This is a genomic window from Glutamicibacter sp. (assembly GCF_032154645.1).
Taxonomy (GTDB): Bacteria; Actinomycetota; Actinomycetes; order Actinomycetales; family Micrococcaceae; genus Glutamicibacter.
The window spans coordinates 27,492-39,554 of record NZ_JALDXV010000006.1 but is presented as its reverse complement, the minus strand read 5'-3'; the positions used below and the strand labels follow the sequence as shown (position 1 = coordinate 39,554).

General features: G+C 58.2%; 16 protein-coding genes and 1 riboswitch. Of the genes, 12 read left to right on the top strand and 4 right to left on the bottom strand.

The window, feature by feature from the left end:
• Positions 1-131: 131 nt before the first annotated feature.
• A riboswitch (SAM riboswitch) is annotated at positions 132-248 on the top strand.
• Between the two features lie 99 nt (positions 249-347).
• From RUH64_RS07105 to RUH64_RS07090, 4 genes are all read left to right on the top strand, one after another.
• Positions 348-848: a flavin reductase family protein gene (locus RUH64_RS07105; RefSeq protein ID WP_313812409.1), complete on the top strand. Its 501-nt coding sequence runs from the start codon at positions 348-350 to the stop codon at positions 846-848.
• A gap of 582 nt (positions 849-1,430) precedes the next feature.
• Positions 1,431-2,786, top strand: coding sequence for a replicative DNA helicase (gene dnaB / locus RUH64_RS07100; RefSeq protein ID WP_313812408.1), 1,356 nt, complete (start codon positions 1,431-1,433; stop codon positions 2,784-2,786).
• A gap of 61 nt (positions 2,787-2,847) precedes the next feature.
• Positions 2,848-3,582: a ZIP family zinc transporter gene (locus RUH64_RS07095; RefSeq protein ID WP_313812407.1), complete on the top strand. Its 735-nt coding sequence runs from the start codon at positions 2,848-2,850 to the stop codon at positions 3,580-3,582.
• 29 nt (positions 3,583-3,611) lie between these two features.
• Positions 3,612-3,755, top strand: a complete 144-nt coding sequence (locus RUH64_RS07090; protein WP_313812405.1) for a hypothetical protein — start codon at positions 3,612-3,614, stop codon at positions 3,753-3,755.
• Here the strand turns inward: RUH64_RS07090 and RUH64_RS07085 are convergent.
• The 4 genes from RUH64_RS07085 to RUH64_RS07070 form a co-directional block, all read right to left on the bottom strand.
• Positions 3,752-5,197 carry a recombinase family protein gene (locus RUH64_RS07085; RefSeq protein WP_313812403.1) on the bottom strand — a complete coding sequence of 482 codons (1,446 nt, stop codon included), beginning with the start codon at positions 5,195-5,197 and terminating at the stop codon, positions 3,752-3,754. The two genes, RUH64_RS07090 and RUH64_RS07085, sit on opposite strands and share 4 nt — an antisense overlap.
• Positions 5,194-5,364: a hypothetical protein gene (locus RUH64_RS07080; RefSeq protein WP_313812401.1), complete on the bottom strand. Its 171-nt coding sequence runs from the start codon at positions 5,362-5,364 to the stop codon at positions 5,194-5,196. The genes RUH64_RS07085 and RUH64_RS07080 overlap by 4 nt, the downstream gene beginning before the upstream one ends.
• A gap of 91 nt (positions 5,365-5,455) precedes the next feature.
• Complete coding sequence (locus RUH64_RS07075) at positions 5,456-5,857, bottom strand: ImmA/IrrE family metallo-endopeptidase (RefSeq protein ID WP_313812400.1); 402 nt, start codon at positions 5,855-5,857, stop codon at positions 5,456-5,458.
• Between the two features lie 56 nt (positions 5,858-5,913).
• A complete protein-coding gene (locus RUH64_RS07070; protein WP_313812398.1) occupies positions 5,914-6,579 on the bottom strand; it encodes a hypothetical protein in 666 nt (221 codons plus the stop codon).
• Positions 6,580-6,876: 297 nt separating this feature from the next.
• Here RUH64_RS07070 and RUH64_RS07065 point away from each other — a divergent pair, with 297 nt between their 5' ends.
• Genes RUH64_RS07065 through RUH64_RS07030 form a run of 8 tightly spaced genes read left to right on the top strand, consistent with a single transcriptional unit; the run spans position 6,877 to position 12,063 of the window.
• A complete protein-coding gene (locus RUH64_RS07065; protein WP_313812397.1) occupies positions 6,877-7,179 on the top strand; it encodes a helix-turn-helix transcriptional regulator in 303 nt (100 codons plus the stop codon).
• Positions 7,176-8,168, top strand: a complete 993-nt coding sequence (locus RUH64_RS07060; protein ID WP_313812396.1) for a hypothetical protein — start codon at positions 7,176-7,178, stop codon at positions 8,166-8,168. Before RUH64_RS07065 ends, RUH64_RS07060 begins: the two co-directional genes overlap by 4 nt.
• 16 nt (positions 8,169-8,184) lie before the next feature.
• Positions 8,185-8,331 carry a hypothetical protein gene (locus tag RUH64_RS07055; protein ID WP_313812395.1) on the top strand — a complete coding sequence of 49 codons (147 nt, stop codon included), beginning with the start codon at positions 8,185-8,187 and terminating at the stop codon, positions 8,329-8,331.
• On the top strand, positions 8,328-8,681 hold the full coding sequence (locus RUH64_RS07050; RefSeq protein ID WP_313812393.1) for a hypothetical protein: 354 nt from the start codon (positions 8,328-8,330) through the stop codon (positions 8,679-8,681). Before RUH64_RS07055 ends, RUH64_RS07050 begins: the two co-directional genes overlap by 4 nt.
• Positions 8,671-8,895, top strand: coding sequence for a hypothetical protein (locus RUH64_RS07045; protein WP_313812392.1), 225 nt, complete (start codon positions 8,671-8,673; stop codon positions 8,893-8,895). Before RUH64_RS07050 ends, RUH64_RS07045 begins: the two co-directional genes overlap by 11 nt.
• A gap of 47 nt (positions 8,896-8,942) precedes the next feature.
• Positions 8,943-10,457 carry a ParB N-terminal domain-containing protein gene (locus RUH64_RS07040; protein WP_313812390.1) on the top strand — a complete coding sequence of 505 codons (1,515 nt, stop codon included), beginning with the start codon at positions 8,943-8,945 and terminating at the stop codon, positions 10,455-10,457.
• Positions 10,458-10,462: 5 nt separating this feature from the next.
• Positions 10,463-10,810 (top strand): WhiB family transcriptional regulator, encoded by a 348-nt coding sequence (locus tag RUH64_RS07035; protein WP_313812389.1) that lies wholly within the window; start codon positions 10,463-10,465, stop codon positions 10,808-10,810.
• On the top strand, positions 10,807-12,063 hold the full coding sequence (locus RUH64_RS07030; RefSeq protein ID WP_313812388.1) for a DNA polymerase III subunit beta: 1,257 nt from the start codon (positions 10,807-10,809) through the stop codon (positions 12,061-12,063). Before RUH64_RS07035 ends, RUH64_RS07030 begins: the two co-directional genes overlap by 4 nt.

The window sequence follows — 12,063 nt, the reverse complement described above, 5'->3', positions numbered from 1 at the left end:
CCTGCAGCACGAAGAAAACAATGAGTCGCGATAGCGATTGACCCCTGGTTTCGAATGAAATGGCAATTATTGCGATTTGCGAAGTGAAATGTTTGACGATGCCGCGTAACGGCCCATAAGGTTTTAAGCAGAATCAAGAGCGTCAGCTATAGGCCCTGGCTAGCTGGCCGGCAACCCTCTCAACGGTAGCGGGGTGCTCCAGGTGAAGATTCGGTCCCACGTGAAAACGCGTTGGACAAGTACCGCACATCGAGCATGAATTCATTGACAAGGAAAATTCAGGACCGCCCGCGGCCGGTTTCTTGATGGCTTATGTCTCGATGGGCACGACCCGAAGGAATCGAGCCATGTCGCTAAATCAAGAACTTGACCCGTTGACCTTGCGTAAGGTCTTTGCACAGCATCCATCCGGCGTCGCCGCGCTCTGCGCTGAGATCGAGGGCGGAAAGACCGGCCTGGTGGCCTCCTCATTTACCGTCGGGGTTTCGCTGGAACCTGCGTTGGTGATGTTCGCGGTACAGAAGAGCTCGAATACCTGGCCGAAACTGCGCACGGCCGGACGCATCGGGGTATCGGTGCTCAGCGAGCGCAATGGCGGTGCCTGCACCCAGATTGCTTCCAAGCAGGGAGACCGATTCGCCGGTATCGCAACCCATCGCACCGAGGGCGGTGCATTATTTATCAATGAGTCAACGCTGCGACTTGAAACCTCGATCTACGACGAGGTTGAAGCGGGCGACCATTGGGTGATCCTGTTGCAGGTGCACGGCCACGACACCTCCAACCACTCTCCACAGATCTTCCATGATTCACGATTTCACTCATTGCCAGTGCCGGAACTAGTTTAAAAAACCCAGAGATGTCGCGGGGTGAGAAGGAAAAGACCTTCTCACCCCGCTTTCTTTATGTTGTAGCGGGAGTCGGCGAGGCTCGCTGCCCCATCGGCTTCATGCCTGCGGTGTGCAATCGGCGTAATTGTTACGCAGAGATATCCACATAGTTATCCACTTGCTTGTGGATTGCCTGTTGATGAGGGTTGATAACTTCACAAAAACGCCTAAACTCCACGCCATGGGTTGTTGATAACACTTGATCGGCCTGTGGGTGAACGGAGAAATTAACATTCTGTCCACAGCTGTGTAAACGTAAACGCACTAGTCAAATGAAGTTCATGTGGATTTAAGTGCTGTAATCCACAGGGTTCTCCCCAAGTAGTAAACAGGTCAATCCACAGGTGCAGGGGGATTGTCCACAGTTTCTGTGGATATCGGGGTTTACGCTGGTGAGCAACCGTCCTACTGTTGGCGGTGGGAGTGCTCTATCCACAAGCGGTCAGGGTCAAATAGTCGGTAGCTTTTGACATGATGACCAGTTGCAGTGGTGGAAAACAAGCTTTCCCAGCGGGTCAACAGGGGATGGAAGTGTCAGTAATGAGCGCCGAGCCAATCTACGAACAGCGAGAAGCCGATGCGGGGCGCACCCCGCCGCAGGATATCGATGCAGAAATGTCGGTGCTTGGCGGCATGATGCTGTCCAAGGACGCGATCGCAGACGTCGTCGAGGTACTGCGCGGCACCGATTTCTACCGCCCTGCCCATGAGTCGATCTACGAGGCAATCATCGACCTCTACGGCCGCGGCGAACCGGCCGACGCCGTGACGGTGGCCGACCTGCTGACCAAGCGCAGCGAGATCTCCCGTGTGGGCGGCGCCGCATACCTGCACAACCTCATCCAGCATGTCCCCACCGCTGCCAACGCCGGCTATTACGCGGAGATCGTGCGGGAACGTGGTGTGCTGCGCCGCCTGGTGGACGCGGGCACCCGCATCGTGCAGATGGGTTATTCGCCGGACGGCGAGGTCGACGCCATCGTCAACGAAGCCCAGGCCGAGGTCTATAAGGTGGCGGAGAACCGCAGCAGCGAAGACTACGTGCGCCTGTCGGAGATCATCGAGGGCACCGTCGACGAGATCGAGAACGCGGCCAACGCGGGCGACGGCATCACCGGCGTCCCCACCGGTTTCTATGAGCTCGACGAGCTGACCCAGGGCCTGCAGGGCGGTCAGATGATCATCATCGCCGCCCGTCCGGCGGTGGGTAAGTCGACCTTTGCGCTGGACTTCGCCCGCTCGGCGGCGATCAAGAACAATATGGCAACGGTGTTCTTCTCCCTGGAAATGGGCCGCAATGAAATCGCCATGCGCCTGCTGTCCGCCGAGGCCTCGATCCAGCTGCAGGACCTGCGCAAGGGTTCGGTGGAGGACGCGCAGTGGACCAAGATCGCGACCACCATGGGGCGGCTGAATGAAGCCCCGCTGTTCATCGACGATTCGCCGAATATGTCGATGATGGAAATCCGCGCCAAGTGCCGACGCCTGAAGCAGCGCAACGAGCTGCGCATGATCATCCTCGACTACCTGCAGCTGATGAGCTCGGGCAAGCGCGTTGAATCCCGTCAGCAGGAAGTCTCCGAGTTCTCGCGTAACCTGAAGCTGCTGGCCAAGGAGCTCGACGTCCCGTTGATCGCGCTGTCCCAGCTGAACCGCGGCTCCGAACAGCGTCAGGACAAGAAGCCGATGGTTTCCGACCTGCGCGAATCCGGTTCTATCGAGCAGGACGCCGATATGGTCATCCTGCTGCACCGCGACGACGTCTACGACAAGGAGAACCGTCCGGGCGAGGCCGACGTGATCGTCGCCAAGCACCGTAACGGCCCGACCAAGACGATTACCGTCGCCTTCCAAGGCCACTACTCGCGCTTCAACAACATGTCCTCCGAGGGCTAGGCGCAGCACAACTTCCCATGGCACCTACTCGCCAAGCACTTTGCTGGCTATAGTGGGTGCCATGTTTGCGTCTATTCAGGCTTTGATTTGGGGTTCTGTTGCAGGCTCGGCGCTGCTGCTTGGCGCCGGGGCCGCATGGTGGCTGCGCATCCCGCGAATCTGGGTCTGCTCCATCATGGCCTTCGGCGCCGGGGTGCTGATCAGTGCGCTGAGCTTCGAGCTGGTGCTCGAAGCATTCACCATGGGAGGCCTGGCCGCCACGCTGCTGGGCATCACCGCCGGTGCGGTGCTGTACTTCGGCGCCAACAAGCTGCTTGCCAAGCGCAGCCGGCGCAGGCAGAAGGCCGCCAGCACCGAGGAATCATCCGGCACGGCCATCGCGGTGGGAGCGCTGATCGACGGCATTCCGGAATCCGTGGCGCTGGGCCTGGGAGTGGTGGCCGGGGCAAGCATCAACCCGACGATGCTGATCGCCATCTTCGTTTCCAACATCCCCGAAGGCCTTGCCAGCACCGCGGATATGAAACAGGCAGGGCGCAGCGGCAAGTCAGTCTTCCTGCTGTGGGGCGGCATTGCGCTGGCCAGCGGTCTGGCGGCCTTTATCGGGGCCATCGCCCTGGCGGATATGCCGCAACAGGTGCTTGCCTTTGCCACCGCGGTGGCCGCGGGCGGCATCCTGACAATGATCGCTGACACGATGATCCCCGAAGCCTACGCCGCGGACCACGACTACACCGGCCTGCTGGTCACCGCGGGATTCCTCTCGGCCTTCGCGCTGCACGCGCTGGGCGGGTAGGACCGCAAAAGATCTGACAAAATTGGTTCATGCCCTTGAAACCCCGTGAGCGTGATGATGCGCCAGCAGCACAGACCATCTTTTCGCCGCAGCACCTTTCCACAACCCTGGGCATGTTCATCCTGGTCTTTTTGGTCGCCTTTGAATCCATGGCGGTCACCACCGTCAACTAGTCCGAAGTGGGATTGGGCCATTCTTCCCATTTAGCGACAATTTGAACCGTGAGGTTGGGCCGCTGCGCCGTGTAGCGGATGCCCTTGAGGAGCCGTGAGAGTAGCTCACGCTTCGACGCGATGCTGATCGAGTCCCAGCCTCGAATCAGGTCCGCGGTTTCCTTGATGCCGTCCGGACTTTTCGCTGCTTCCAGATCCTGCAGGCGATGCTTTAGACGTTCCTTCTCATGCTCAAGCTCAGACAGAAGCCGCGTGTAAACATCGTCGGGGATCGTTCCGTCCAACATTTTGTTCGTGAGCGCATCGCGCCGACCGTCAAGCTTGATCAGCGCTCGCCGTATGCCGGGCGCTGGATCTTTTGAATGGGGTGCTGATGGTTGTGCGGCGGCCGCGGCGTTGATTTCGTTGGCGAGTTCATTGAGCCAGGGGAGAAGGTGCTCCATGATTCGATCTTCTTGGACGTATCCGCCGCGGTGTGCCTTGTAGTAGCTGGCTTGCTTACAGGAGTAGACGGCGCCGCCGCGCTGGCCGTCGGGGCCGCGGCGTGCTCCGCCGTAGGCTTTGCTGCCGCAGACTCCGCAGAAGATCAGGCCGGTGAGCAGGTACTGTGAGCTTTCGGCGCGTGCGGTTTTGGTGCGAGCTCGTCGCCGCGATTGGTACTTCTCCCAGGTCTCCTCGCTGATGATCCGCTCATGGATGCCTCGGTGGACTTGGCCGCCGTGGCGGAAGCGTCCGGTAGCGAAGGGATTGTCGAGGATTCCCATGATGGTTTCGGCTGACCAGGTGGTGGCAATTGCGCTGCTGTATCCGTGGTTGGGTTTGATGCCAGTGTCGTTGAGGTATTCGACAAGGTCGCGTGGGGTATGACCGAGGAGGAACCTCCGGTACATCTCCTGCAGGGCCGGGGCTTCCTCTGGGTGGGGCGTGAAGCCGGTTTCCCGGCTGTACTCGTACCCGAAGCGTTTGCGGCCGTTGGCGGGCTTGCCTTGGGCTATGCGGCGCTTCTGTGCTTCTTTCCAGGTGTCGCCGATGCGGTCTGATTCGAAGGCTGCGAATTCGGCGAGCATGCCGCGGGCGAAGCGCCCTGTTGACGTGGTGACGTCCACTTGTTCTGTGGCTGACTCGATGCGACCGCCGGCGGACTCCACCTTGTCGATGGCCACGGCCCAGTCTTTGCGGGCGCGTGAAAGCCTGGACCACTTCCAGAGCACGATGACATCGGCTTCACCATTCTCGATGCTGGCAACAGTCCGCTGCACGGCAGGGCGATTCCAGGTGCGGCCGCTGATGCCTGGATCCGCTTCGACACGGACGACATCATAGCCCTGCTGATCGCAGTACTGACGGCCGGCATTCTCCTGCAGTTCCAAACTGATGGAGTCCTCGCGAGAGATCGATTGCCGGAGATAGAGAATCGCCCGCAGCCTGCCGGAGGATTTCATTTCAGCTTCCCCGAAGGCGCCGGGCGCAGCAGGCTGTCGAGCCGGGAAATGAGTAGCGTCAATAGATCACCTTCATGATCGCCGTGATCATCAAGGTTGCAGCCGAAAGCGCCAGGAGGCAGCGTTGGCTCGGGTGTCGGTGCGTTAGTTTCCTTATTCGATGACATTGTGGATACTCCTGTGAATATCAGATATTTCTTCTAGCCTGATGGCGCGTAGAAGCCAATGAATTAAAGGGTTTACGAGTTGTGGAAAAGATCAGGCGATGTGCTCGCCCGGTGGAAAAAGTTCCTGCAGCTCGTCACCGTCGAGTGTCTGCAGGCGATCGATCACAACGTGCTCGGTCACACCCAGTTCCTCGGCAATAACAGCAGGATGGGTAGACCAGCGGACCGCGCTCTTGAGGTCCTGAAAATTGATCAGGTAGATCGCAGCCTCAAGGCACACCTCGCGCTCAATAGCAGGAGGCTGGCAGCCGCGATGGCCATGCTTGAGGTGGACAGCTTCATGAGCGAGGACGCAGCGACGCTCATCTTGAGTCAGCTTCTCGTCAATCCAAGACCGACGACCATCTGCCCCGCCGGGTGCAGTAGGGCGCGGCCTCGTCCATTGGATAACCGTACTAGCAAGTACTTCAAACTTGCCTAAAAGATCGAACATACATACGAAGATACAACAACACTACGACCTTCAAACAATACGAGCTGAAGAGAGAACTACTCAGAATCCCCCGGATCCTGACTCTCCTCACCGCGCTCGCCGTGGATACGTTCGAACTTCTCGCGCTGCGTTTCGAAATTAGGATAAGCTGCCACGTCTTCCGGGGCCTCCGTGGCTTCGGGGTCGCCTGCGTGAAGCTGTTTGATACCGAGTTTGTCTAATTCGTAGACGATGTCGTTTGGTTTCGGGTAATCGTCCGACTTGGTCTTCTGTCCCTTGCTAGGGTGATCGATGGGCGCCACTGCTCGAAGTTGTGGACGCTGGGTAGTGGCGTGCGGGTCTGCTGCTTCTGCATGATCTGCCTTACGAGAAAGGTTGACCAGCTCGCGTGTTAAGGATTTGACGACTTCAAGTGCACTCTCTGGTAGGGCGGATAGCCCTGGAACAAAGACCGAGTCTGAAGGATTGTCCCCGACGGGGAGTCCCAGCGAGCGGGCTGAAGCAAGAACGATCTCTTCTGCTGTCCGACCGGTCCCCGACATTAGTCCTTGGATGGACTCGGGGTCTGGGAAGTTTTTGAGTTTCCCGGAAACGATCTGTTGTAGGCGTCCAGCTGAGGGCTTTCCCCCGCAAGCTTTGGCAAGCGAGTCATAGGACAGCGGTTTGCCGGGGCTGCTGTAACGCGCTTCCTCGATGAGGCTTGCGAGAGTTTGTCCTTGCATCACGGTCCTAATCGTTTCTTCAAAAGCGAGGTTCGTCCACTTGTCAATCTTAGGCAGTGCCTAACTTGTTACGGGCATTTAGCGCCGCTTGATGCCTAAGAAAGAAAATAAAAAATTTTGAGTTCTGCGTGATTATTGAGCGAGGGGCTTGCTTTTTGAAATACGCGGTGCCTAATATTGCAATACAAAACCACTAGCACCGCTAGACAAAAATGCATAAGAGGGGTTTCAATGGATACGCAAAGGCATCGCAGGGTCACGACTCGAACCAACAAGAGAAGGAGGTGGCCAGCTCGTATGCGAATGAAGTTGATTGTCTCGCCAGAGTCGCTAGCCGATCGAATGGACCGCAAGGATTTTTCCAATCGAGAACTTGCGAAGTACGCGGAAGTTTCGCCGGGAACGATTGACAACCTGGTGCGAGGGGATACGAAGTCGGTGAACAAAGGGCGGACTGCTGAGCTGATCTGCAAAGCACTTGATGTTCCGCTCGATGTCTATTTTGTGCCTGAAATATCTAGCACTGCTAGTGAAACTGGCAAGCGTTGCAATGATAGGGAAGTGTCTAGGCGGCGTGCAGGAAAGCTGGGTGTGGCATGAGTGAGTACCAGTGCGAAGAGCCAGGCTGCTACTTCCACATCGGAATCGGTGGTCAGGTCATCACGGATGACGACTTCGAGCAGCAGGACTATTACAACCAGGAAGTGGAGGCGCACTACCAGATGCACCAGGAACAGAATCGTGACAAGGCCATGCGGAAAGCCGCAGCACCATTCAAGAGGGAGCTCCGAGACCGCGACAAGGTCTGCCGCGTGTGTGGTGGGGAGTTCAGCGTGGATCGGAAGTCAACGACTTCATCGACGATCATGCACCTTGATCCGTCAGTCTGCAGCATGATTCACCTTGCGATGGTGCACCAGGGGTGCCTCATGAATGTTGCACTGACCGAGGGGAATGCTGTGCAGCGGCGAATTATGGTGGAGAACTTTGAGATGTCGCTGGGTGGGCATGTGCCCATGGGGCCAAAGAAGACTTTGACCCACCCACGGAATGATAGCGGGTGGGCCAAGAGCAGCGATCAGGGACAGAATATCGGTGCTGCTTTTGAGGAGTGCGCCGCTTCGGGCTTTCCGACGAAAGAGACCCAAGCAGCGCAAGCTGCCGAGGGTTACCCGAACCTTCGTGAAGAGGTTGAGCTGCTAAGAGCCAAGATCAAAGAGATCAAGGCCTCGGCGTCGAGGAGCATTGCGCGCAGGCATCTCGATATCGATCCCTTCTCGGTGGAGGATCGCGGCGAGGGATTGAGTGGCTTGGATTGTCGAGACAAGCATCGACTGCAGGGCCGCGATTTGGGCGTGAATATCTCCGTTGGCATTGTCTTGAAGGGTCGCGCACCGATCAACTTCAGTTTCCAAGTACTCGATGATGTTCAAGAAATTTCCCTCTCGGTAAATGATGCGTCGCATGACGCGGTTGGTGGAACTTCTGAGTTTACCGAGAGGGTGCACACTCCGGGGTCCCCGGAAATGAAGGAGCCCTCAGCAGCGGCAACTGCTGAGGGCGACGAAACCAAAACCGAAACTGACTAAGCAAGGACTGATTTCAATGACCAGTGTACAGACCACTTCGCAGCAGACCGAGGCGCTGAGCCCCGAGGCTCAGGCAATCAAGGACCGCTGCATCGCAGAGGCCGGGGCAGTCCTGGCAAACATCTTCGCTTCACGCGCTGCAGGCGAGTCGGTAGCAGCATGAGAAAGATCAATGGTCGCATCCTGATCATCGCGCCCGACGAGGTCGCAGGAAAATTCAACCGCAAGAACGGCAAACGCGTATCTGAGCCGCCATTAGACGTGGAATGGAAAGAGTATCCCAAGTCGGACTGCGCCACGCAGATCCAGCAGACGGTGCAGAAATGGGCGAACCACAAGTACCGCGGAAGCACGGTCTACGTTGACCAAGGAACCATGCGCGAGAAGGGCGTAGACGGCGTAGGAAAGATTCTGGTGAACGGGATCGAGTTTGCCGAGATCACTGCTTTCATCCCGACCCCTAAGCCCGTAGAGGCTTTGACTGCGTTGGATGGTGATCCACGTGAGCGCTGATCAGATCTACCGTGCCTACGAGCTTCGCATGTGGATGATCTGGATCCCCACCTTGACGGTCCTGGCAGTGGCGCTCTATTTCGTGCTGCCGATGCCAAACGGCCTCGGCGTGCTGACCATGATCGTTTTCGCCGTGTTCACTGCTATCGCCTTGATCGATTGGGGCACTTCGGAGATCTCAGCATCTCGTGCCGAGGCCGCCCAGCAGGGCTAGGTCCCCCTCTTTCCTTTCCTCTTCTGACACACCCTATGGAGGTAGTCGTGTCTCAAAAACCAGGTGAACTTCGGATGGTGCCAACGACGGCGATTCATCCGGACCCACTGAACCCCAGAACGGACATGGGGGATATCGACCAGTTGGCTCACGAGCTCAAGACCCTCGGTCAGATGGACGCCATCACCATTTACCCGCATCCAGATCTTGCCGGCGATTTCATGATCCAGGGCGGTCACCGCCGCCACGCGGCCGCGCTGCGCGCCGGCCTGGATCAGATGAAATGCGAAATCGTCGAGTCACCGTCCAACGCCTCGCTGGACCTATATACCGAAGCGCTTTCGACCGGAACTAATCACTTGCCACTCGATTACCTCGGACAGTCCAAAGCGCTGCAGGGCATGCTCACCGAGGGCAAGAGCGAATCATGGATTGCAAAGAACTTCAATATCGACAAGGCCGAGGTCAAGCCTCGCGCAGCCCTAGCAAATCAGCCGAAGGTCGCGCAGCTGCAGGCGGCAGGAAAGATCGACCTCTTCGCAGCCAAGGACATTATCGATCTGGAAGCGGAAACCGGTGCCGATCTCTTCTCTGACGTTGTGGACGAGGTGGCCAATTCGTGGCAGCGCACCGTCGGGCAGGAAGAAGTCACCCGCCTGATCGAGCAGAAGAAGGCCAACGCCAAGCGCCAGAAGGTACGCCAGGATCTCACTGAAGCCGACGCCGTAGAGCTTGACGAGACTAACCGCTACAGCGGTAAGTGGGCCAAGTCCGGCAAGATCGCCAGCGTCGAGGAACACATCGCCGCAGGGCATCAGTTCGATGTTGGAGACCCGGACGCGGTGCAGTGGTGGGAGAAGCTGCCGGCATCAGCCACTAAGAAGCAGGTGTCGCCGGAAGAAAAGGCGCGTCGTGAGAAGCTGCGGCGCCTCGATAGCGTGCTTCCAATTTCCCAGCGTGCGCGCCATGCCTTCGTGCTCAAGAAGATCCAGGACAAGAAAGCTATCGAGGACCGGAACGCCCGCGGCCTCCTGGTTTCGATGATCTTCGATCAAGCGGTTCGCGGGTACAACTTCGACGGCGCCGAAGTCATTGGCGAAGCCGTGTCCATTCCGTTCCCCGAACCAGACGGCGATGAATCCATCTACGGTCCGGAGTTTGAGGGCAAGCGCAAAAAGTGGGAAGAGCGTGCGCGCAAGGCCGCACTGGGCCTGACTACTCAGCAGCTCGCGCTACTCCTGGCATACGCACCGATCGCTGATAGCGACCGCAAGCTGGTGAAAACCAACTGGTACATGCGCGACTCCTACGACAAAGAATCCCGCTGGAAGCCACTGGCGTTCTGGTACCAGCAACTCATCGACTTCGTCGGTTATGTGCCCTCCGAGGACGAGGCGGAGATCATCCGGCTGGCTGAAGAGACCTCCGAGAGGCCGGGTAATAACGTCCATCTGAACACGGCGACGTGCCAGAACTGCATGCAGGAAGTCGTCAAGGACACCAAGTGGACCGGGATCTGCGCGGAGTGCGCGCCGGCCATCGAGGGAATCGAGCTGAACTAAGGGCCATGGCACTGATCGGCACCGAAAGCACAGCCCAGCCACCCCTTAGCGAGCCCGTCGACTGGCGGCAACACGCCGCCTGCCGGGACATGTACACCACCCTCGGCAAAGAGGACCCGTTCTTCCCTTCCAGGGGCAAGGCCGACGTCGTCAACGACAAGGCGCTCAAGATCTGCTTCGCCTGCCCGGTGAAGCAAGAGTGCCTGGATTACGCACTGGAAAAGCGAGAGATCAATACGGGGATCTTCGGAGGCAAGACGCCGTCCGAACGTAAATGGCTCTACGAAAAAGCCCAGAAAGCCAAGGGCATTCAAAAGCAACGAAGGAAGAGAAGAAAGGCGAAAGCATCATGACCGTCACACTTGAAGCACTCGGCGTCCGAAGCCAGACCGACGAGGCCGCGTTGATCGTTCCGGCGCGTGAGCTGCTGGCCATGTTGAAAAAGGTCCGCGTGCCGGGCCGCGTTCCATCCCCACTCATGGCACTCACCGCCTTGTCTTTCCAGGAATCAGGATGGCTTGCCGTCGAGACTTTCGACTATCAGACCGGCCTCTGCGCGGCCCGCGGAAAGGCCGACGACTCGCCAGTCCAGCAACGTCTCATCCTAGGTGAATTCGTCATCCCAGTGCTGACCGAGATCACCCGCGGCGCGGCCAAGGACCTCGAAGTTACCTTGAGGTGGACCTGGGACAGCGCCGAGAACCTGAGCCGCTTGTCCCTGGAATCTGATGGATTCGAGATCAGCGTGCCATCGGCCAGAGCAAGCCAGGGGCACGATGAGTTTTTCGATGTGTTCTTGAAGGGAACGAACCCGCATCCTGGCGCGCAGCAGAGACATCTCACGATCGATGTGCAGGCCTTCCGGGACACTCTCGATCAGGTGATGCATTCGGCAAGCAAGGACGACACCCTACCGATCCTGACATCGATTGCCTTGGACTTCTCGACCGACAAAGTCACGGCTTATGCAACGGACCGCTATCGGTTGGCCAGATCATGGTTTCCGACGCGATGCGATTTCGACGGGCAGTTCCTCATCAAGCTCACCGAGTGGAAGCGAATCCGTACACTGCTGGACAAGCCGGGAGACATGAAGCTCACCCTGTCCGGCCCTGTAGGCGCGAAGAGCCTTGACCACTTGATGATGCGTTCGGAATCTTTCAGTGCTTCGACGTTGTGCGTGTCGGGCGAGTACCCCAAGATCAAGCCGTTGTTCCGGCCGGAAGGCGAACAACACCTCATCTTCTCTGCAACGGAAATGATGCGCGCCGCCCGCATTGTCCAAACCGTCCTGGAACGCAACATCCCATTGATTCTCACGAGCACGGAGGACCGTTCTTCGCTGCAGATCACCGGTTCAGGTGAGGACGGAAGCGCCCGGTCTCCGCTCATCAGAGCAGAGGGCGACCTTGAGCTGCGGACTGGATTCAACCCCACCTTCTACCGCGAAGCACTGGGCGCTATCCGTGGGGACAAGATCCGGATCAGCGTGCACGCGCCCGGCAAGGGGGTCCGATTGACCTCCGGAGTTGAACCCCTGGACCAGGTGACCTTGGAGCAAGTGGTCATGCCTGTGAGGCTTCCCAAGCCGGAACCGAAGCTCTAA

What these genes read in the sequence shown, in the direction of transcription:
- RUH64_RS07105 (WP_313812409.1), top strand. Translation starts at nt 348, where the DNA reads ATGTCGCTAAATCAAGAACTTGACCCGTTGACCTTGCGTAAGGTCTTT.
- dnaB (WP_313812408.1), top strand. Translation starts at nt 1,431, where the DNA reads ATGAGCGCCGAGCCAATCTACGAACAGCGAGAAGCCGATGCGGGGCGC.
- RUH64_RS07095 (WP_313812407.1), top strand. Translation starts at nt 2,848, where the DNA reads ATGTTTGCGTCTATTCAGGCTTTGATTTGGGGTTCTGTTGCAGGCTCG.
- RUH64_RS07090 (WP_313812405.1), top strand. Translation starts at nt 3,612, where the DNA reads ATGCCCTTGAAACCCCGTGAGCGTGATGATGCGCCAGCAGCACAGACC.
- RUH64_RS07085 (WP_313812403.1), bottom strand. Translation starts at nt 5,197, where the DNA reads ATGAAATCCTCCGGCAGGCTGCGGGCGATTCTCTATCTCCGGCAATCG.
- RUH64_RS07080 (WP_313812401.1), bottom strand. Translation starts at nt 5,364, where the DNA reads ATGTCATCGAATAAGGAAACTAACGCACCGACACCCGAGCCAACGCTG.
- RUH64_RS07075 (WP_313812400.1), bottom strand. Translation starts at nt 5,857, where the DNA reads ATGTTCGATCTTTTAGGCAAGTTTGAAGTACTTGCTAGTACGGTTATC.
- RUH64_RS07070 (WP_313812398.1), bottom strand. Translation starts at nt 6,579, where the DNA reads ATGCAAGGACAAACTCTCGCAAGCCTCATCGAGGAAGCGCGTTACAGC.
- RUH64_RS07065 (WP_313812397.1), top strand. Translation starts at nt 6,877, where the DNA reads ATGCGAATGAAGTTGATTGTCTCGCCAGAGTCGCTAGCCGATCGAATG.
- RUH64_RS07060 (WP_313812396.1), top strand. Translation starts at nt 7,176, where the DNA reads ATGAGTGAGTACCAGTGCGAAGAGCCAGGCTGCTACTTCCACATCGGA.
- RUH64_RS07055 (WP_313812395.1), top strand. Translation starts at nt 8,185, where the DNA reads ATGACCAGTGTACAGACCACTTCGCAGCAGACCGAGGCGCTGAGCCCC.
- RUH64_RS07050 (WP_313812393.1), top strand. Translation starts at nt 8,328, where the DNA reads ATGAGAAAGATCAATGGTCGCATCCTGATCATCGCGCCCGACGAGGTC.
- RUH64_RS07035 (WP_313812389.1), top strand. Translation starts at nt 10,463, where the DNA reads ATGGCACTGATCGGCACCGAAAGCACAGCCCAGCCACCCCTTAGCGAG.
- RUH64_RS07030 (WP_313812388.1), top strand. Translation starts at nt 10,807, where the DNA reads ATGACCGTCACACTTGAAGCACTCGGCGTCCGAAGCCAGACCGACGAG.